This window comes from Formosa sediminum (assembly GCF_007197735.1).
GTDB lineage: Bacteria > Bacteroidota > Bacteroidia > Flavobacteriales > Flavobacteriaceae > Formosa > Formosa sediminum.
Window position 1 is genome coordinate 3,369,320 of the sequence record NZ_CP041637.1, and the last position, 21,800, is coordinate 3,391,119.

The 21,800-nt window shown below is 31.8% G+C and carries 16 protein-coding genes; 3 read left to right on the plus strand and 13 right to left on the minus strand.

Going from position 1 to position 21,800, the window contains the following annotated elements:
• Nucleotides 1–2 precede the first annotated feature (2 nt).
• From FNB79_RS14825 to FNB79_RS14835, 3 genes are all read right to left on the minus strand, one after another.
• Nucleotides 3–3,530 carry a TonB-dependent receptor gene (locus FNB79_RS14825; protein WP_246073282.1) on the minus strand — a complete coding sequence of 1,176 codons (3,528 nt, stop codon included), beginning with the start codon at nucleotides 3,528–3,530 and terminating at the stop codon, nucleotides 3–5.
• Between the two features lie 144 nt (nucleotides 3,531–3,674).
• Nucleotides 3,675–4,832 (minus strand): FecR family protein, encoded by a 1,158-nt coding sequence (locus tag FNB79_RS14830; protein ID WP_143382101.1) that lies wholly within the window; start codon nucleotides 4,830–4,832, stop codon nucleotides 3,675–3,677.
• A 93-nt stretch (nucleotides 4,833–4,925) separates the two neighbouring features.
• Entirely contained in the window at nucleotides 4,926–5,531 is a 606-nt protein-coding gene (locus tag FNB79_RS14835) for an RNA polymerase sigma factor (protein ID WP_143382102.1), read from the minus strand.
• 560 nt (nucleotides 5,532–6,091) lie between these two features.
• On the opposite strand from FNB79_RS14835, the gene FNB79_RS14840 reads away from it, so the two are divergent.
• Nucleotides 6,092–6,853 carry a hypothetical protein gene (locus FNB79_RS14840; RefSeq protein WP_143382103.1) on the plus strand — a complete coding sequence of 254 codons (762 nt, stop codon included), beginning with the start codon at nucleotides 6,092–6,094 and terminating at the stop codon, nucleotides 6,851–6,853.
• 134 nt (nucleotides 6,854–6,987) lie between these two features.
• Here the strand turns inward: FNB79_RS14840 and uxaC are convergent, their stop codons facing one another.
• Genes uxaC through FNB79_RS14855 form a run of 3 tightly spaced genes read right to left on the minus strand, consistent with a single transcriptional unit; the run spans nucleotide 6,988 to nucleotide 10,454 of the window.
• A complete protein-coding gene (gene uxaC, locus FNB79_RS14845) occupies nucleotides 6,988–8,388 on the minus strand; it encodes a glucuronate isomerase (RefSeq protein ID WP_143382104.1) in 1,401 nt (466 codons plus the stop codon).
• A gap of 45 nt (nucleotides 8,389–8,433) precedes the next feature.
• Complete coding sequence (uxuA, locus tag FNB79_RS14850; protein WP_143382105.1) at nucleotides 8,434–9,609, minus strand: mannonate dehydratase; 1,176 nt, start codon at nucleotides 9,607–9,609, stop codon at nucleotides 8,434–8,436.
• A 17-nt stretch (nucleotides 9,610–9,626) separates the two neighbouring features.
• Nucleotides 9,627–10,454, minus strand: a complete 828-nt coding sequence (locus FNB79_RS14855) for an SDR family oxidoreductase (RefSeq protein ID WP_143382106.1) — start codon at nucleotides 10,452–10,454, stop codon at nucleotides 9,627–9,629.
• 158 nt (nucleotides 10,455–10,612) lie between these two features.
• Here FNB79_RS14855 and FNB79_RS14860 point away from each other — a divergent pair, with 158 nt between their 5' ends.
• Nucleotides 10,613–11,665 (plus strand): LacI family DNA-binding transcriptional regulator, encoded by a 1,053-nt coding sequence (locus tag FNB79_RS14860; protein ID WP_143382107.1) that lies wholly within the window; start codon nucleotides 10,613–10,615, stop codon nucleotides 11,663–11,665.
• 157 nt (nucleotides 11,666–11,822) lie between these two features.
• Here FNB79_RS14860 and FNB79_RS14865 read toward each other — a convergent pair whose 3' ends face one another.
• The 3 genes from FNB79_RS14865 to FNB79_RS14875 all read right to left on the minus strand — a co-directional run bounded on the left by FNB79_RS14865 (nucleotide 11,823) and on the right by FNB79_RS14875 (nucleotide 14,634).
• Nucleotides 11,823–12,332 carry a DUF4920 domain-containing protein gene (locus FNB79_RS14865; RefSeq protein ID WP_143382108.1) on the minus strand — a complete coding sequence of 170 codons (510 nt, stop codon included), beginning with the start codon at nucleotides 12,330–12,332 and terminating at the stop codon, nucleotides 11,823–11,825.
• 134 nt (nucleotides 12,333–12,466) lie between these two features.
• Nucleotides 12,467–13,657: a glycine C-acetyltransferase gene (kbl, locus tag FNB79_RS14870; RefSeq protein ID WP_143382109.1), complete on the minus strand. Its 1,191-nt coding sequence runs from the start codon at nucleotides 13,655–13,657 to the stop codon at nucleotides 12,467–12,469.
• A 23-nt stretch (nucleotides 13,658–13,680) separates the two neighbouring features.
• Nucleotides 13,681–14,634: an NAD-dependent epimerase/dehydratase family protein gene (locus FNB79_RS14875; protein WP_143382110.1), complete on the minus strand. Its 954-nt coding sequence runs from the start codon at nucleotides 14,632–14,634 to the stop codon at nucleotides 13,681–13,683.
• 173 nt (nucleotides 14,635–14,807) lie between these two features.
• Between FNB79_RS14875 and FNB79_RS14880 the strand changes: the two genes are divergently transcribed.
• On the plus strand, nucleotides 14,808–15,269 hold the full coding sequence (locus tag FNB79_RS14880; RefSeq protein ID WP_143382111.1) for an Lrp/AsnC family transcriptional regulator: 462 nt from the start codon (nucleotides 14,808–14,810) through the stop codon (nucleotides 15,267–15,269).
• A gap of 214 nt (nucleotides 15,270–15,483) precedes the next feature.
• On the opposite strand, the gene FNB79_RS14885 is transcribed toward FNB79_RS14880, so the two are convergent.
• From FNB79_RS14885 to FNB79_RS14900, 4 genes are all read right to left on the minus strand, one after another.
• A complete protein-coding gene (locus FNB79_RS14885; protein WP_143382112.1) occupies nucleotides 15,484–17,799 on the minus strand; it encodes a DUF4955 domain-containing protein in 2,316 nt (771 codons plus the stop codon).
• 108 nt (nucleotides 17,800–17,907) lie between these two features.
• The gene (locus FNB79_RS14890; RefSeq protein ID WP_143382113.1) at nucleotides 17,908–18,789 is read right to left on the minus strand and encodes an alpha/beta hydrolase; all 882 of its coding nucleotides are present in this window, start codon (nucleotides 18,787–18,789) and stop codon (nucleotides 17,908–17,910) included.
• 85 nt (nucleotides 18,790–18,874) lie between these two features.
• Entirely contained in the window at nucleotides 18,875–20,803 is a 1,929-nt protein-coding gene (gene nagB, locus FNB79_RS14895) for a glucosamine-6-phosphate deaminase (protein WP_143382114.1), read from the minus strand.
• Nucleotides 20,804–20,823: 20 nt separating this feature from the next.
• Nucleotides 20,824–21,792 (minus strand): Gfo/Idh/MocA family protein, encoded by a 969-nt coding sequence (locus FNB79_RS14900; protein ID WP_143382645.1) that lies wholly within the window; start codon nucleotides 21,790–21,792, stop codon nucleotides 20,824–20,826.
• Nucleotides 21,793–21,800 lie beyond the last annotated feature (8 nt).

Sequence of the window (21,800 nt, forward strand, 5' to 3'; positions counted from 1 at the left end):
AATTAGAAAGAAAGATTTAATCCCACAGTAAATGACTTAGTTAATGGATAAGCTCCATAATCCTCTCCTGGTGTTAAACTACTTGTAGGGCTATTACTTACCTCTGGATTGTAGCCTAAATAATCTGTTATAGTGAACAAATTAGTTCCCGTTACAAAGAATCTTAATCTTTCAATAGACTCTCCAAACACTTCTTTACTAGGTAATGTATATCCTAATGTCATATTTCTTAATCTTATAAAAGATCCATCCTCTACTTGAAAAGATGAAATTCTGTTATTATTACCATGATTTCCTGATAATCTATCTGCTCTAGGAATATTTCCGTTTCCAGGATCTGCCTCGGATTTCCATCTATTATTAAAGACTGCATACGAGTTAAAATTTGCTTCTCCATTTTTTAAGTGTCTAGAAGTTAAGTTTAAAACCTCGTTACCTTCTACACCTTGAATTAAGAATGTAAAATCTACACCTTTATAAGTGAATTTATTGGACATACCCCAAGTAAAATCTGGAAAATAGCTTCCTGTTACCGTTCTATCATCTGGTGTTATTTCTCCATCACCATTTACATCTTTAAATTTAAAATCTCCTGGTCCTGCATTTGGTGCTTGAGTATCTACAGGAGCATTTTGTATATCTGCTTCATTTTGATAAATACCTTCTACAACATACCCATAATAACTTCCAATTGCCTCACCAACCTTTGTTATATGCCTAATTCCTGCACTACCTTCTGAATAAATAGGCTCTCCATCTCCGTTAAGAGATAACACTTCGTTTTTATTTGTTGAAAAATTAAGACCTGTCTCCCAAGTAAATTCCCCTACTAAATTTCTACTTTTTAAGGCAATTTCAAAACCTTCATTTTTAACTTCTCCAATGTTTTGTAAAGTTGTTTCAAAACCTGAAACCGAGGTTATACCTACATTTAAAAGTAAGTCTGATGTGATTGTTCTATAATAATCTGCTAATAAGAATATTCGGTTGTTAATTACCCCTAACTCAATACCAACATTTGTTTGTGCCGATTTTTCCCAAGTTAATTCTGGATTAGGGATAGTAGATTGCATTAATCCATTAGCCTCGTTTCCGCTATAATTATAGTTATTAGGAGATAGTAATCCGATAGCACCATAATTAGGAATTTCGAAGTTCCCTGTTTCTCCCCAACTAAATCTTAGTTTTAATTCTGATACAACATCTAGATTATCCATAAAATCTTCTTCGCTAACACGCCATCCTAAAGAGAAAGACGGAAAGTATCCTGTCTGATTATCTTTTCCAAATCTTGAAGATGTATCTGATCTAAATGTACCTGTAAACAAATATTTATCGTTATAACTATAGTTCATTCTAAATAATGCAGAAGCTAAAGACCACTCTTCTCTAGCAGAACTCCCCGCGAAAACTTGTCCACCACTAATAGTATGCACTAAATCGTCTGGAAAATTATCTGCTTGAACTTGCTTAATTGTAATGATGTCTTTTTGAGCAGAGTATCCTGCAACAGCATTAAAATAATGAACACCTATTTCTTTTTCCCAATTTATAGTGTTTTCCCAAAGCCAATTTAACTCTGTTGAAGAAGATGCTTGTGCATAAGATTCGCCTTCTGTGGCTTCTCTATAAAGTAATGTATTTGCTCTATAAAAATCTCGATTATAAAGATTTACATAAGAGCCTCCAAATGTTTTAAAAGTTAAACCTGGTTGAATCTCGTAAGATAACCCTAAAGACGCTCGGGTTTGAAATTGAAATAACTTATCATCGACAGCATCAATAATAGCTAACGGATTACTTGCTGTTGTTGTTCCTCCTCCTAAATGAGATTGATTATTTGTTTGGTTAGGAGAACCGTCTTCATTATAAGGAGCTACAGTTGGTGATTGTACCAAAGCAGAATATACAATTCCTGGAGGCCTAGCAAAATATGGTGCAGAGGCAGGTTGTCTTTGATTTTCGGTAATAGTTGGTGTAATTCTTAAATCTAAAGTAAACTTATCGTTTAACTTAGAATTTAAGTTTAACATCAAGTTATAACGTTCAAAACTAGAGTTAGGAATAATTCCTTCTTGCTTGAAGTAGCCTCCTGAAGCATGGTAACTTGTCTTATTAGATATTGGTGTGTCGTAAGACAGGTTATAACTTTGTATAGATCCCGTTTTAAAAATTAAATCTTGCCAATCTGTATCTGTACCGTCCCAATTTAAAAAAGATTCTGGCATTTCGTAGTTTTCATTACCTCTTTCTCCAGGTCCCATAGGATCATTTGCAGAAGCATCTGGAAAGTCCGATAAATAAGCGTTGTTTCTAGAATCTCTAGTATAATCTATTAACTCTTCAGAATTCATTAAATCTACTTTATTAGCGACACTTTGTACAGTATAAAACGTATCGAAAGACAGCACACCTTTATCTGATGATGTACCATTTTTAGTTGTAATTAATACTACACCATTACCACCTCGAGATCCATAAATTGCCGCCGCAGATGCATCTTTTAAAATCTCGATGGAAGCTATATCATTCGGGTTAATAGTGGCTAAAGGATTTACAGGAGGCGCTTGAAAAGATCCACCTCTACGCTCCAAATCTCCCTGAATACCTAATGTTGTTAAATTTTTAGAGATTGGCACACCGTCTACAACAAATAAAGGGTCGTTACCCGCAGAGATAGACCCTGAACCACGCACTCTAATATTAGGACTTGATCCGGGTTCTCCAGAGACTTCCTGTACCTGAACACCTGCTACCTGACCAACAATAGCATTTTCTACACTTACTACAGGGATATCTGCAATTGCAGCAGGAGAAACTGACGCAACGGCACCTGTAACTCTCTTTTTAGATAAAGAACCATAACCTACAACAACAACTTCGTCTAATGCTGCGGCATCTCCAGATAAAGTTACAGTTATAGATGTTTTTCCTGAAACATCTACATGCTGCGTCTGGTAACCAACAAAAGACACGATAATAATGACTTCGCCACTCGGAATTTCAATTTCAAAATTCCCATCTATATCTGAAATTACACCTATACTTGTTCCTTTAATTTGCGCAGTTGCTCCTGCTAATGGGAAGCCTGTATCATCTACAATTGTTCCTTTTAGAATGGCCTGAACAGCCTCATCCTCCTTTAAATCATTTTTTTCTATCGAAGATAAATCGTGAAGTTTTTTAGTAACAACAATCTGATTAGAATTGATTTTGTAATTTAAATCTGAACTATTAGATAATTCATTTAATAATTCAGTTATAAGAACCTTATTAGATTCTAAATTTATTTTTTTATGAACATCTATTTCTGACGTTTCGTAGAAAAAACGATAACCTGAAGATTTTGTTATAGTTTCAAATACTTTATCGAGTGGTTTGTTTTTTAAATTAACAGATACAACCATCTCGTTTTGAACTTTTAGAACTGTTGCATTCACATTAGTAACAAAAAGGAGAGACATTAAAAAGATAGCTTTTGTTACATTTGTAACATTTGGTCTTTTTATATTGTGTATTTTTCTTTTCATAAAGTTATTAATTGTTTAAGGGTTGGTAATAAGCGTTTTTCTTATTTAAGAAAGTTTAGTATCCGTTTTAAAAGTGGCTATTTAACTTAAATTGATTTGAGTTACTTAAAACGTTACTTTTTTCATTTTTATAAAATCATATAATCAATTTTTAGGGTTAGTTATTATTATAGTTTTCCCTTTTCTTGTATAAGAAAAGTTTGTGTGCATTTTAATAGTATTTAATATTTGCTCAATACTATCTTTCTGAAAACTTCCGTTAAATCGTAATGAATTTATTTCATTATAATTATTTATAATTGAGACATTATAACGGCGTTCAAGTGTTTTAATCATTCCTTTAAGACTCTCATTATCAAAAACAATTAACCCTTTAGTCCATCCTATATATTTCTGAACATCTACATCTGTAATTTCAAACGTATTAGAGTTTTGTAATAGACTTGCTTTTTGAGAAGGCGTTATTAATTGAAATGAATCTTTAGCTTTAGGACCTGATTTCTGCTTTACACCTACAGAACCTTCTACCAATACTATTTCTGTGTTACAATTTTCTGGGTATGAAGACACATTAAATTGTGTTCCAAAAACTTTTACAATACTAGTTTCTGAAGCCACTAAAAATGAGTGAGATTTATCCTTAGAAACATTAAAATAACCTTCGCCTTCCAGATATACTTCTCTAGGTTTACTTTGAGTGAATACATTTGGGTATTTAAAAACAGATCCAGAATTTAATTGTACTAATGACCCGTCTGCCAACATTACTTTAAATGTTTTACCATATGGTACCTTTAAAATGTTTAAGTTGGTTTTGGCTTTTTTATTGCTAGAAGATACTTTATTATACTTTAAAATTCCGTTTTCTACAATAGCAATGGCTTCGCCTTTAGTATTCGTTATAACTTTATCTTCAAATAGGTTTATGGTTTCGTTTGCTAATTGTAAAGTAACCTCGTTAGGATTTAAAGCTGAATTAGAATTTATTATATTCTTAGAGAAATAAAATGTAGCAAAACATACACCTATAAATATAGCAGCATATTTAAGATAAGGTACAAACGCGTTTAAGTTACTTTGTTTTTTATCAGTACTAATTTGGTTTAAAAAATCAATAAAAGCAGATTCGGAGTCTACAGACTTATATTTTATATCTATTAATTGTTGTGCTTTTACGAACTCTTTAAAAATCTTTCGATTCTTTCTCGTTTCAACCCAAGTATAAAGTTGCTCTTTTTCTGTTGCTGTAGCTTCAGAAGACAAATACTTTACGATAATTTTATTAGCACTAAATTCTTTCATTTTTAACAAAAATATTAAACATATATAGCTAAGACGTGCGTTTTATTAAATACCCCCACTCTATATTGATAATATTTTTAAATAAAATGAAATTTACCTTTTCAAAAAGAAGCTTCTGTTTAGATAAGTAATAATAAGAAAAACAGAATCAGAATTATCTTTTAGGTTTTCTCTTAACCGTTTTAAAGCCTTAGTCATATGTCTTTCAACAGTTTTAATAGATATATTTAACTCTTCAGCTATTTCTCTATATTTTAAGCCATCTTTCTTTCCTAGAAGAAATACTTTTTTACACTGTTCGGGTAATTTATCTACTTCAGTAATTAAAAGATTAAGCATTTTATCGAAATCTACAGTAGGACTTTCTACCATATCATTAACAACCTGATACTTTAATTGTTCTATTAATAAATTCTTTTTTGAATGTTCTCGAGTTAAATCTATAAACAGATTATAGGCAATTCTGAAGATGTATTTTTTTAATGAATGCTCTATAGTAAATGATTCTCTTTTGTGCCACACTTTAATAAAGGCTTGCTGAACCAAGTCTTGGGAAACATCCATGCTTCCAGAAAGCGTATTTATATAATTACACAGCTCTGAATAATATAACGTATATAAATGTTTATAAGCCGTTTCATCCCCTGCTCTTAATCGATTTATAAGTATATCTTCATTATCGTAATTATGTAAAACCATTGAAATTATCAACAAATTAATTCTAAAACTACCTATTCTTTTCTTAATAGCTATATGATTCTTAATTTAATTACAGAATCATGAACAAAAATCATTTTTTAACATTAATTGCACTTCTAACAAGACATTATTAGATTTTTACTCTAAAATTTCATCATTTTATTACATAATTAATATAATCTCCATACTATTTAATTCTCCCAAATACTATTATATTCCTGTAGATTTCTATCAATCATTAGAAATTATTCGTAATTTATAGAAATAATTAGTTAGAACTACAGATTTTGTTAAGTCTTAAAAAGGAATACTTATAATTACTTGTAAGAGAATATTACAAAATGATTTTTAATACTGAATTAGACTACAAATAAAAGTTAAATACATGAATTTCAGCATACATATAAAATTTTATAGGTAAATTTAAGTAAATAAAAAACCATGAATTACATTAACTATTGATGATTTTGAAATTCTAATACTAATTTATAGTAGGAAACATTTTTTGGATGTTGTAATGAATTTCAATAATCGCTATTAATTCTTAATCTCTTTGTATTATGATAGCTATTGATAACATATTCCGCGACATCCCATTATTACCTTCAAAAGATGCTATAAAGCAACAAGCCTTAAAAAAACGAACAGAGGTTAATAAAATCTATGACAACTTAAAAAAAGGGACTCTAGATTTACTAATTCCTGAACATTTTGAAACGCATACTGCAGGACCACAACTCGCTCCTTCAAAATCCAACAGAAGACATCTTAGAATGTCTTTTGAATATCAAAAAGCAGTTACTAATCACAATAGTGTTGCAAGTTTTACACCAGACATCCTTACAGTTCATAAAATAAAAATACCAAAAGGATATACTCCTATTAAAGCAGTTTTACATTATAAATTATATACAAATGACGAAACTTATTTATATGTAAATTTAAAGATTGCAGGAAAATCTCTAAACATTAACCCGCTTGAAGAAGGCCAAAAAACAATTTTAAATCAAGCGCTTGATTCCGAACATTGTTACTCGTGTTTAAATGGCGAATTAGAAATTAATTTAAAAGACATTAGTTCTAGTTGTCTAAATTGCACAAATGAATTGCCTTTTTCTTTATTTTTAAGAGCTACTAAACATTATACATTTAATCTTTTAATTGCATGTGAACTAGAAGACAAACCTACAACAGTGACTAATTGGTCTTTAAATACTTATAACAGACTAAAAACACAATACAACAGACAACAAGAAGAATACGAATTAAAATTTAGAGAACAACAGCAATTTAACGAACACTCCCTTTTTGATATGATTTAGAACACTAAAATAAAGACATACACTTATTAATACTGTTTAATTAATTTACATACATTACTTAAACTAAAACAGAACTATTAAATTCACTTTACAAGCGGTTTACATAGTTCTGTTTGTATTATTAAAAATGAATTTTAAAAATCAAAATAGTTTTTAGCATTATTATAACTTATATCAGACACCAATTTACCTATCCACTCCATATCATTAGGCAACTCACCACGTTTAATTTCGTCGCCTAAAAGATTACATAGTATCCTTCTAAAATATTCATGTCGTGGAAATGAGAGAAAACTTCTAGAGTCTGTTAACATTCCAACAAAACAACTAATTAATCCCATATTAGAAAGTGTATTTAATTGCTTTGTCATTCCGTCTTTTTGATCTAAAAACCACCATCCGGATCCCCATTGTATTTTACCTTTAATGCTACCATCATTAAAGTTACCAATCATGGTAGCCATCACTTCATTATCGGCTGGGTTAAGATTGTAAATAATGGTTTTAGTTAATTTATTTTTACTATCCAAGGCATTTAAAAAAGCTGAAAGTTTTTGCGCCTGTGGATAGTCTCCAATAGAATCCCAACCTGTATCGGGACCTAAAAGACTGTGCATACGTGAATTATTATTACGTAAAGCACCTAAATGAAATTGTTGTACCCAACCAAATTCATGATACGTCTCGCATAAAAATATTAAAACAGCACTTTGAAATTTAGCAGCTTCGGTTGTTGTAATTGGCTGTCCTTCTAATTGCTTTAATAAAATTGAATTTACTTCATTTTCTGTATAGTTTTCGAAGTAAATTTTATCTAAACCATGATCACAAAGTCTACAACCACTATCATGAAAAAACTGTATACGTTTAATTAAGGCATCACATAAACTCGTGAAAGAATTAATATGTACGCCTGCAACATTACCTAATGCAATTAAATACTCGTTATAGCCTTTATGAGATATAAATATGGCTTTATCTGGTCTAAAAGCTGTACTTACTTTTACATTATAATCAGCTTTAGCCAATGTATGATGATGCTCTAGTGTATCTATAGGATCTTCTGTAGTACATACCAATTCTGCATTTACTTTTTTTAGTAAACGTCTACAACTATATGCTTCAGATTGTAGTTTGATTCGTGTTTCTTCCCAAATTTTTTCTGCATTTGTTTCATTTAGTAACTCATCAATATCAAAATATCTTTTTAGTTCCAGATGCGTCCAGTGGTATAACGGATTTCGCATAGTATAAGGCACCGTTTTTGCCCAATTTAAAAACTTATCTTTATCTGAACTTTTACCTGTTATATATTGTTCATTAACACCTAAAGTTCTCATTGCACGCCATTTGTAGTGATCGCCATTAATCCAAACTTTAGTGATACTATCAAAAATAACATCGTCTGCAATTTGTTGTGGAGCAAGATGATTATGATAATCTATAATAGGTTGATTTTTTGAATAATTATGATAAAGTTCTTCTGCATACTTATTTTCTAAAAGAAAATTATCATGAATAAATGTCGTACTCATAGGTTTAGTTTTATATAATTAGTTAGTTTGTTTATATTTAACTATTTACAATGAATTTTTAATTCCCAGTTCTAAACCACGTAATTCTGCCAAACCTCTTAATCTCCCTATTCCGGAATATCCTGGATTTGTTTTTTTATGTAAATCATCTAACATTTGATGGCCATGATCTGGGCGCATTGGAATCCTTGCATCTTTCATTCCTAATGCTGCTCTTCTGCGTTCTTCTAAAACAACTGCTTTAACAACACTAAACATATCCACATCGCCTTCTAAATGATTCGCTTCATAAAAATTTCCTTTAGCATCGCGTTGTGTACTTCTAAAGTGTAAAAAATGTACACGATTTGCAAAGCGGTTAAAAATCTTTAATAAATCATTATCTGCCCGCACTCCTAAAGACCCTGTACAAAATGTAATTCCATTAGCTCTGTCGGGTACTTGCTCGAATAAATATGCATAATCTGCTTCTGTGCTTACCACTCTTGGTAAACCTAAAATAGGATAAGGAGGATCGTCTGGATGGATACACATTAACACATTATTTTGTGCTGCAACGGGAATAATTTCCTTTAAAAAAGCAACCAAATTCGCTCTTAATTGTTTTGCGTCTATAGCTGCATACGTGTCTAAAATTGTCTGAAATTGCTCTAAAGTATAGCCTTCTTCTGCACCTGGTAAACCTGCTATAATATTATTTATAAGTTGTTGTTTTTCGTTTTCAGTAAGATTTTCTACATAGGTTTTAGCTTCGGCTTTTAAATTCTCAGAATAGGCCTCTTCTGCACCTGGACGTTGCAATAAATACAGCTCGAATGCTGCAAACGCCACTACATCAAAACGTAAAGCTTTAGAACCATCTTCTACTTCAAAAGCCAGATCTGTACGTGTCCAGTCTAATACTGGCATAAAATTGTAGCATACAATTTGCACACCACATTGTGCTAAATTTCTAATACTTTGTTTATAGTTTTCAATATATTCTTGAAAATTACCAGAACGTGTTTTAATGTTTTCATGAACCGGAATACTTTCTACTACGCTCCATGTTAATCCCATTTCTTCAATGGCTTCTCTTCGTTTTGTAATCTCTTCAACACTCCAAACCGTTCCATTTGGAATATGATGTAATGCATTTACAATTCCTGTTGCACCTGCTTGTTTTATATCTGATAAAGATACGGGATCGTTTGGCCCGTACCAACGCCATGTTTGTTCCATCTTATTTTTTATTTAAATTAAACACCACTATATGCACTAAATCCACCATCAATTGGTATTACCACTCCTGTAACAAAAGCTGAAGCATCATCGCATAAGTATAAAGTTGTACTTACCAAATCTTCTGGCACACCATATCTTCCCATTGGAGTTTGATCTATGATTTGTTGACCGCGTTGTGTTAAACTTCCATCTTCATTAGTTAACAAAGTTCTATTTTGTTCTGTAAGAAAAAATCCTGGAGCTAAAGCATTTACACGAATACCAACTTTAGAAAAATGGACTGCTAACCATTGTGTAAAATTTGACACAGCAGCTTTTGCCCCACTGTAAGCTGGAATTTTAGTAAGTGGTGTAAAAGCATTCATAGATGAAATATTTAAAATACTACAGCCTTTTTTACCAACCATATCTTTAGCAAAAATTTGGGTTGGTAATAATGTCCCTATAAAGTTTAAGTTGAATACAAACTCAATTCCTTTAGGATCTAAATCGAAAAAAGTTTTAAAACCTTCTGTTGTGTTTTCTAAATCTGTTTCTAATAAATGTGGATTAGATGTTGTTCCTAATGGGTGATTACCACCTGCGCCATTAACCAAAATATCACATGCTCCTAATTTCTCATTTACTTCTGCTTTAGCTGCTTCTAAAGAAGCTTTTTCTAGCACATTTGCAACAACTCCAATAGCGTGACCTCCTTCGGCACTAATCTCTTCAGCAACTTTAGCTGCTGCTTCTTTTTTTAAATCTAAAACTGCTATTTTGTGACCTTGTTTAGCCAAAGCCTTAGCTAATGTGCTACATAACACACCTCCTGCTCCAGTTACTACTACTACTTTACTCATATTTTTAGATATTACTATTTTTATATTAAATTATTGCGAAACACATATTTCGTGTGCGCACACACAAAAATAACAAAAAAACGTGTGCGCACACAAAAATGTTGTATATATTTATCACATATTTTAATAAAATATAGACTTTATAATATGATTAGTTTATGAAAACCATCAAAGAAATTGCTCAAGAAGCAAATGTATCTGAAGGAACCGTTGATCGTGTTTTACATAACCGTGGTGGCGTATCAAAAAAAACAGAGACCAAAATTAAAGCCATAATAAAAGCTCATAATTTTAGTGTTAATCCTGTAGCAAGTGCCCTAGCTTTAAAAAACAAATTCTCTATTGCAGCTTTAATTCCAGTACATAATACATCTGATTTGTTTTGGAAATCTCCGAACATAGGAATCACTAAAGCAGCCGAAGACATTAAAACTTTTGGCACACAAGTACTAACATTAACTTATAACCAGCAAAAACCAGAATCTTATATTAACGCCTTTAACGAGCTATTAAAATCTAATCCTTCTGCTTTTATTATTGCACCTAGTTTTTCTGAAGAAACAAAAGAAATTGTTGCTGTTTTAGAAGCAAAAAACATCCCTTACATATTTTTAAATATTGAAATTGAAGGCTTTAATAACCTATCTTTTGTGGGACAAGATGCTTTTACAGCAGGCTATATTGCTGCTAAGTTAATGCAATCTAAAACGCTTGAATCTTCTTCATTTTTAATCATTCAATCCAGAAAAAATATTACGAATAATAATGCTGTTTTTAAACGCATAGAAGGTTTTACTAAATATTTTATAGAACATAATATTCCACATAAAATTCTTACCCTTGAAATTGAAAATCAAGAGTCTAAATCAATACGTAAAACAAGAATTAATACGTATTTAAAAAATCATCCAGATATTAAAGGTGTGTTTGTGCCTTCTAGCCGAATACATATGATTGTTGATTCTATGAAAGATGAATATCTTAATAATATTGAATTGATTGGGTTTGACAATACTCCCCAAAATGTTGAATGTTTAATGACAGATTCTGTATCGTATTTAATTTCTCAAAAACCATTTGACCAAGGTTATAATGCCATTAAATTAATGAATGACTATTTGGTTAAAAACACTATTCCTGATCGTAAAATATACCTTCCTATAGATATTCTTATTAAAGAAAACGTAATTTATAACGAAAATAGCTATTAATATAAAAGCATCACAATTTCAAATACGTAGATTGTTACAAATACGAATATAAAAAATAAGGTTCTCACCTATAAAAATAGATGAGAACCTTAATATCTAAAATAATATAATGTTGCTTTAACTCTATTCAGTATAAAAACAGCTTGAACTTACATATTTAATTGATTCGTTCTAACAATACGCCATCTGCTTCGAAATGATATTCTAATTTAGGTGTTGTTATCATAGCAATATCTTCTGAAGATTTACCAGCATCTTCTGCGTAGTGTCTTAATTCGTCTACAGAAGTTTCTGTTATATATGCTTTACCATTAACTATAACATCTCCTTCTGCATCTAAAGGCATAAAAAAACCATAATCTTTAAATTTCACCATAACTTGATTATCTCCTCCAATATCTAAAGTCATCCAACATCCTTTTTTTGAGCATACATCACGTATGGTTCCTTTCATTTTTGTATCTATAGTATCTCCTATTTTTAGGTTTTTATATTGCGCTATCATATGCTCTGGTGTTAAAGCATTGTCTTGATGAATATTTTTACCAAAACCAGCATATATTACTTCGGGTACAGTTTCTTCAATAACTACAGCTGCCTGTTTGGATTCATTTTTACAAGAATTTAGCACTACACTTATGGCAAAAAATAAAATGACTTTTTTCATATACAATAGATTTTAAATGATACTAAGTTTCAAATTTAAACATTTTAACGGAATTTAAATTAAAATTAAATTTGAGTAAAACATATAAGTATTTGAACTATCGTTTTTTAAAAGCATTTTTTATTAAAGTTAACTTAAGAAATAACATTTAAAGATTTACCTACTTTTATAAAAGCATTAATCGCTTTATCTAAATGCTTACGCTCATGACCTGCAGATAATTGTACTCTAATTCTGGCTTTGCCCTTAGGTACTACGGGATAAAAGAAACCAATTACGTAAATACCCTCATCTAAAAGTTTAGCTGCAAATTCTTGAGCTAGAGGCGCTTCTTCTAACATTACAGGTACTATAGGATGATCTCCTGGAATAATATTAAATCCTGCAGTTGTCATTTGAGTTCTAAAATACTTAGTATTTTCTTCTAACTTATCTCGCAAGTGTGTAGAAGAACTCAAAATATCTAACACTTTAATAGAAGCACCAACTATAGAAGGCGCTACGGTATTAGAGAATAAATAAGGTCTAGACTTTTGTCTTAGGATATCTACAATTTCTTTTCGGGCTGCTGTAAAACCACCAGAAGCACCTCCTAAAGCCTTACCATAAGTTCCTGTAATAATATCTATTCGATCTATAACATTATGATATTCATGAGTTCCACGACCCGTTTTACCTAAAAACCCAGTAGAGTGACATTCGTCTATCATAACTAAAGCATCATACTTCTCTGCCAGATCACAAATTTTGTCTAATTGTGCAATAGTTCCATCCATAGAAAACGAACCATCTGTTACAATTAATTTTCGTCTAGAGCCCTCTGCATCTTGCAATTGCTTTTCTAAATCAGCCATATTATTATGTGCATATCTAAAACGTTTAGCTTTACATAAACGAATACCATCAATAATTGAAGCGTGATTTAAAGCATCTGAAATTATAGCATCTTCTGCTGTTAGAAGCGGCTCAAAAATTCCACCATTAGCATCAAAAGCAGCGGCATATAATATACAATCTTCCATGCCTAAAAATGCAGCTGTTTTTTGCTCTAGTGTTTTATGAATATCTTGCGTACCACAAATAAAACGTACAGAAGACATACCAAAACCGTGAGTATCGATTGTGTTTTTACTTGCCTCTAAAACCTCTGGATGTGAGGATAAACCTAAATAATTATTTGCACAAAAATTAATAACATCATTTACTTTTGTAGTTGAAATTTCTGCACGTTGTGGCGTTGTAATTACACGTTCGTTTTTATACAAACCCTCTTCTTTTAAGGTTTGAATTTCTGCCTGTAAAGCTAATTTTAAATTTGAATACATATGTTTTTACTTTTTAGATATTTTTATACTTCTAATTTACTATAATATGATTGTAATGCTTTAATCATGATTTTAGTCATCGCCGGTAAATCAAATTTAGGTTGCCAACCCCATTCTGCTCTAGCTGCAGAATCGTCTATTGATTTTGGCCATTTATCTGCTATATTTTGTCTAAAATCTGGAGTATATTTTATTTTGAAATTTGGATAAATTTTTAAAATTTCTTCTGTTATTTCTAAAGGCGAGAAACTCAATCCTGCTAAATTATAAGATGTTCTTGTTTTTATCTGTGCTTTAGGAGCGTCCATTAACTCTAAAGTTGCACGAATCACATCATCCATATAAATCATTGGCAGCGTTGTATTTTTATTTAAAAAACAATTAAAAGGTTCTCCTAAAACAGCCTTATGAAATATATCTACGGCATAATCTGTAGTGCCTCCACCCGGTAAAGATTGGTAACCTATAACCCCCGGATAACGAATAGATCGCACGTCTAAACCATATCTTAAATAATAATATTGCCCCCAATTTTCTCCAGAGGCTTTACTAATCCCATATACCGTAGCAGGATCTAAATAAGCGTTATTGGGTGTCAAATCTTGTGTTGCTCCTGCACCAAATACAGCTATAGAACTAGGAAAAAATACTTTTTCAATATGGTTTAGTCTTGAGACTTCAAAAACATTAAACATGGTTTTCGTATTTATATCCCATGTTTGCAAAGGGTTTTCTTCGCCTTTAGCCGATAAAATTGCTGCTAAATGGTAAATTTGAGTTACTCTATATTCCTGTACTACGTCTTGAATTCTATCAAAATTAAGTGCATCTATAACTTCAAAAATCCCATCAAAATCGTCTTTTTTAAATAGATCTGAAGCAATAACCTGATTTTGTCCAAACTTATCCTGTAAAGCTTTCACGAGGACTGAACCTAATTGACCATTTGCACCTATAACTAAAACTACTGTTTTCATAATTACATGTTTAACACCAAAGTATATTACACTAACAAAACTATGATTTATGATATTTTTAAAGAAACAATATTAAAATTTAAGTAATAATTACTTTAAAATTAATTAAATTAAATTATTTTTACTTTTAACGCTTTAAATATTTAGTCTTACAGTAATTTTTATTTTAACAAATGGAACAATTAGACACAATCGATAAAACTATTTTAAGAATTTTACAAAATGATTCTAAAAAAACAGCAAAAGAAATAGCTAAAACTTTAAATCTTACCGCTTCGCCTGTTTATGAACGTATTCGTAGATTAGAAAAACAGGGGTTTATAAAAAAATATGTAGCTATTTTAGATAAAAAACTTATAGACAGACCTGTAACTACTATTTGCCAAGTATCGATGCGCTACCATAACGAAGCTTTTATTGAAAAATTTGAAGAACAAATTCAAAGTCTAGAAGAAGTTCAAGAATGCTATCACATGGCTGGTGAAGTAGATTTTATTTTGAAAATAAATACCAAAGGTTTAGAAGATTACCATAATTTTGTGAAATATAAACTTTCTAAAATTGAAAATATTGGAGTCCTAAATAGTACGTTTGTTTTAAAAGATATTAAACACACATCTCAGTTTTATATTTAATTTGGTTTATTTAGTATTCACTTACACATTTTGTTAACACGAAGAGATTTGAGTATTAAATACTTCAATTAAGACTGCGAAAAACTTACCCGCTAAGAAAAGGGAAATCTTTAAGTTACAATTAGGCTTTGATAAAAAATGGGAAATTCTTAATAGAAATCCCATTTTTTAAATTTTATAATATCATATCGATTTTGATAATCGTAATGCTATTTTACCTCTTTATCAATTTAAAATTATTAATTACTCCATCTCCATTATCTAAAGATAATATATATATACCCGAACTGTATTTAGATATATCAATATGGTTATCCCCTGGATTTAATGTGTTTTCTTTTATAATTTCACGTCCATTTAAATTATAAATTACAGCTGTTTGAGGTTCTGTAAGTTTAATAGTAAAATAGCCCAAATTAGAAGGATTAGGATATATTTTTACATTATTATTTTCACTTTCTGATACAGAAAGTGTATTTGAACGTGACCATGAAATATTATCGAATGCAATAGCTAGGCTTCTGTATTCTTCGCCTTCATCTGGCACACTTGCATTTCTAATAGCCAAAACAAAATCATCAGTGACTCCAATATTCTCAACAGTAAAAGTGTAAATATCATCACCTTTATGAACAGTTGAACCCACAACTTCTCCGTTAATTAATAATTCTACTTTGCGTTCTTCTGCTAAATCCCACAAATTTAAACATTCTACAGAAAATGAATTTATTCCACCTCTAATAGGACTAGAAGTTATCCCTGTAACACCTTTCTGAAAATATATTTCTTTAGTATCATCTATATATCCGTTAACACCTTTGGCATTAACATTCCAATTAAACCCATTGTCTCCAATATAAGAAACCGTTCCCCAAGTATTTAAATCTAAATTATTTATGGTTTCTGTATAATTATTTGCAGGTAAATACCACTCATCCTTTAACGCTTCAAATTCAGAAATAGCAGCATCAATCCATGCTGGTTTTGTTCCCAAACGGTGTTCAATTTGTGCTTCATATAAAGATTCTGGAGAAATTTTGGTGCCATTACTCTCTTCATATTTTAAACTTTCTTGATTAAAAGTTGTTTCTGTTCCGTGCATTCCTACAATTATAGGGTTTGCGACTACAGCTGCACAATAATTACAAAACCACCAAAAATTATAATCTGACACGGTTAACGGCCCTACTCGTTTTAAATTCCATAATGTTAATCCGCCTAAATGATTGGGTAAATTTTCGGTAGCCCCACCATTTCCTACAAGATCATATTCTTCATACACATCAAACAGATTCGACCTAGGAAAACTACCATGAAAATCTATACCTCTTCCATTTGTAGACTCTACTCTCCATGCCACAGAACCTGTAGTGTAACCAGACATATTTACTCCATGATATTGACCCGTGTTAGTGTTATCCCAGATTAGACCTGCTAAAGATCTAGATGCTTTTGCTAGATCTACTGTACTATGTCCTCTAACACCATCTAATAATATTTGAATTATAGAAATCGCATAAGAATCTACTGTAGACGCGATATAAGATACATTTGTAAATCGTGAACGTCTAACCCAACAATGTGCTGCATTAGTAAATCTTGTAGCTCTCCAACCAGAGTCTCCTTGGTAATTTTGAAGGTGCACATATGGCCCTTTAAAATTTGCTTTAAAATGAATGTCTTCAAAACCAGATTCTTCTATCATATTCCAGCCCTTAACCGTCCAACCATGCGTAGATTCAATATCGTCTATAAACTCATCTTTTAAATATACTTTATTGCCAGAAATATAATCTATTTCATGAAATTCCTTTGCTTCAACACCTGTATCATGAATATTTGTCCATATAGAATTAATTTCTGTTTTTCCATCTAAATATAACGTATTCGCATCTGTATTTGGAGCCATATACATCCTAATATATTTAAATCCATCAAATACACTTGCATTATCAACTGTTATAAAATTAGTTCCTTTATCACTATCAGCAATTAAGTTTGTGTGAGGTGCTTCAACTTCTGGAGCAATAAAATTAAACATTGGATTACATTGAGAGACACCAACCATTCCAGCTTCTTGAGCCATGACTTTTTTCATATTAATTATAGTTCCTCCAACACCAGAACCACTTCCTCTTAATACTATATGAGATCCTGAAATATTTATAGACTGATCGTTACCTGAAGTTTCGTTTACAATAAATTCGCCTTCCGGAAAGAACACAACTCCACCACCTGCATTTTCTGCTTCAGTTATTGCTGCCTTAATTGCATCTACGTCTGAATATTCATCATTAGCAATAGCTCCATAATCTGTTACATTGAATATTTTGGCATTACTATCAGGGATAGGTTTTTCTCCTAACTTATATCCAGCATATCCATAATTTGGTAAAATAGGAATTTCTGAATTATTAATTTCTCCTACGTATTTTTTCCAAATTTTTGCATCTTGTCCGTTTATATGTGAGACAAAGGTAAAATTCAAAAAGAATAATACGGCTAAATAATAAATTTTGGTTTTAATCATAATGATGGTTTTAAAAAGTTAATATTATATTGTTCTCGAGCACATTTTTGAAAAAAAAATTAAATATTCATTCTTAATCCATAAAAAGAGCTTTTAAGTCTAAAAAAATTACAATAAACAATGTTGTTTTAGCCAATTAATACAATCTGTTTCCCAGTATAAATTAGTCTCCTTATTCCTTAAGCCAAAACCATGACCTCCTTTTTCAAATAGATGTAATTCTGCAGGAATATTATTTTTCTTTAAAGCCAAATAATATTTAATACTATTTTCGACTGGTACAGATAAATCATCTGATGCATGAACTATAAAAGATTTTATACTATTTGAATTAATATGCATTTCACTTGAAAAAAAATCAACAGATTCTTTTAAAGGTAATTCACCTAATAATCTAGTTCTAGTCCCTTTATGTGTAATGGTGTTCTCCATTGATATTACTGGATATATTAAGATTAAAAAATCAGGTTTAGCACTCGTTTTAGTTGATTTATATACTATATCTTTATAATGCGTAACTAAGGTTGATGCTAAATGTCCTCCTGCAGAAAAACCTAATACTCCAATTTTATTTGTATTTAATTTATAATCCTGAGCATGTTCTCTAACATATCTTACACTTTCTTGTGCATCTTGTAATGGTCCTAAAGATTTATTCTCCATAATAACATCAGATGGTAACCTATATTTTAAAACAAATGCTGTAATACCTATACTACTTAACCACTTTCCTACTTTTTCACCTTCTTCATACATTGAAATACGTTTATAACCACCACCTGGAAAAATAATTATAGCTGTACCATTACCTTTTTTATCTTTAGGTCTATAGACACTTAAAGTTGGAATTGAAACCTTAGAAGTACTTACTAATAATTTATTTTTATAAATTGGTTCTTCTTTATATTCAACATTTAAAATAGCATTAGGTATTGATGTTTCCCATAGTAGAACAATTTCAGGCTGTTGGCTATCAAGACATTTATTCATAACAAGCCATATTTTTTATAAATTTTAAACTTTTAGATGCGTTTAAAAAAAGGGTACATAAATAGTTTAAGTACCCTAATAATCTCTAAAAATGCCATCTCACAAAGGCTTCCATAGCTGCGTAATGTGCTAAACCTAATTGATGATAAATCTCTGCAGTTTCTCGGTTTCTATCTTCTGCACGTTGCCAGAATTCTCTGCTGTCTGACCCCTGAAACACCACACCATCCTTTTGCGATTGATGCTTAAATATTCCATGGCGCTTTTCTAACACTTGGTCTGGACTCATAGGTACTGCCATCTCTATCTCATCTACATTCCACTCTTGCCATGCCCCTCGGTATAACCAAACCCAACAGTCTTTCATATACTTTTTTGGTTTTAGGGCTTTTACGGCTGTAAATATGGCGTCTAAACACACTTTATGGGTCCCATGTGGATCGGCTAAATCGCCCGCTGCATAAATTTGATGTGGCTTTATCTTATCGATTAAAGCCATCGTTATCTCTATATCGTCCTCGCCTAAAGGTTTCTTTTCTATGGCTCCTGTTTCATAGAATGGCATTTCCATAAAATGGATGTGAGCATCTGGTAAGCCTATAAATTTTGCTGCGGCATGCGCTTCTCCTTTTCGTATTAATCCTTTTATATAGCGTACTTCCGGAATGTCTATCTCACTCCCTTTTTTATTCTCTAAAAACGCTATGGCTTTTTTATAAATGTTTTCTGCTTCTGTACTTTCTATGCCAAATTTAGCATTGTAATCGCATACAAAACCTGCAAATCGTAAGGCTTCATCGTCCGATACTGCTATGTTTCCTGAGGTTTGATACCCAATATGCACCTCGTGGCCTTGTTCTTGTAATCGTTTAAAGGTCCCTCCCATACTGATTACATCGTCATCTGGATGTGGACTAAATATTAGTACCCGTTTCTTAGCTGGCTCTGCGCGTTCGGGGCGTTTAGAATCATCGGCATTAGGTTTTCCTCCAGGCCATCCGGTTATGGTGTTTTGCAACCTGTTAAAAATCTTGATGTTTATATCGTAGGCTGGTCCAGAATCGGCTAATAAATCGCTCATTCCGTTTTCTATATAATCGGCATCGGTTAACATTAAAATCGGTTTCTTTAAATGTAATGCTAAACCTAATACAGCCTTTCTTACTAACTTATCCGTCCATTCTATTTTTTCTACCAACCAAGGTGTGTTTACTCGTGTTAGTTTGGAAGACGATTCTTTGTCTAATACAAAGGTTACATTATCGTGCTCTTGTAAAAAAGAAGCTGGTACCAAGTTAGTTACTTGACCTTCTACAGATTGTTTTATAATGTTAGATTTCCCTTCGCCCCAAGCCATTAATATGACGCGTTGGGCTTCCATAATCTTTTTAACACCTAATGTAATGGCTGTTCTTGGGGTGTTGTTTAATCCTAAAAAATCGCTGCTGGCTGCAACTCTGGTAATGTGGTCTAAGGCGACTAATCGCGTTTTTGAGTTTTGTAGTGATCCCGATTCGTTAAAACCAATATGGCCGTTTCCTCCAATTCCCAATATTTGTAAATCTATTCCGCCTAAAGCTTCTATTTTTGACTCGTAAGCATCGCAATAATCTGCAATCTCTTCTTTGTCTAATGTTCCATCTGGAATGTGACAGTTTTCTGGTAAAATATCGACATGATTAAACAGTAACTCGTTCATAAATCGTACATAACTGTTTACAGAGTCTGGCTCCATAGGATAGTATTCATCCAAGTTAAAAGAAATTACATTCTTAAAACTTAAGCCTTCTTCTTTGTGTAAACGTACCAATTCTGCATATAAGCCTTTGGGTGAAGAGCCTGTGGCTAATCCTAATATACAAGGCTGTTTCTGTGAGGCTTTTACTTGGATTAATTCGGCGATTTCCTTAGCTACAGCTTTAGACCCAGAAATTGAATCTTCATAAACAACTGTCCCGATGTTCTCGAAGCGCTTTTCAAATCCTGTCGCTTTGTCTATACTACTTTTTAGCATAATCTTTTATTTTTTGTGTTTTATTTAATTTTTCCTAGAATACGATCTAACACCCAGCTTGTATGCATAGCTGTTAAACCTGTTGAGGGATGTGTAATGGTTGTATTTAAATGCTTATACATATTTTGAACATGATGTAACTGTATGTGTTCTGGATGAGCAATACTTAATGTTTCTTGTTTAGAGGCTGTTTCTATTTCTATTGGGGCCTCATTAAATACCGAAAAACTAATCTTTCCTTGGGTTCCGTATATCTGAACGCGATCTTCTCGCTTTTCCGATCCAAAATTCCAACTCCCTGTTCCTGTAACTCCTGTTTTATGTAACCAATTCCCGGTAACAGCATCCATAGCCGTATATAAGCCTTGCTGATTAACAGCAATACCATGGGCTGCTGTGATATCTCCTAATAAATGAATAAATAAATCTATCCCATGAGAGGCTAAATCATCAAAATAACCGCCATAGGCTATTTTTGAATCGGTACGCCAATTATAATCTCCAGATTTATCTATACTATTGGCTGGCTTACTAAAATGCCAATGTATGTGTCTAACTAATCCTATTCGGTGTTCCGACAACCAAGTTTTAACCTGTTCAAACCTTGGTAATGAACGTCTGTAATATGCTACAAACAAGGGAATATCTTTGGTTTTAAAAGCATTATAGATACTAACGCAATCTTCAAAACTTGGTGCCATAGGCTTTTCTATACAACATATCTTACCGGCTTGGGCCACTTTTAAGGCGTATTCTGTATGAGAATCTGGTGGGGTTGCAATATAAATAGCATCGAGTTCTGGATCGTTAATTAAAGCCTCAGCATCATCATAAAATTTAGGTACACCGTGCCTCTTTGCATAGTCTGCTGCTTTATCCAAATCTCTACGCATAACAGCTTTTAAAGCAAAGCCGTCAACCTTTTTATAGGCTGGTCCACTTTTTAGTTCTGTGACGTTTCCGCATCCTAATATTCCCCAATTATACATGATCTCTA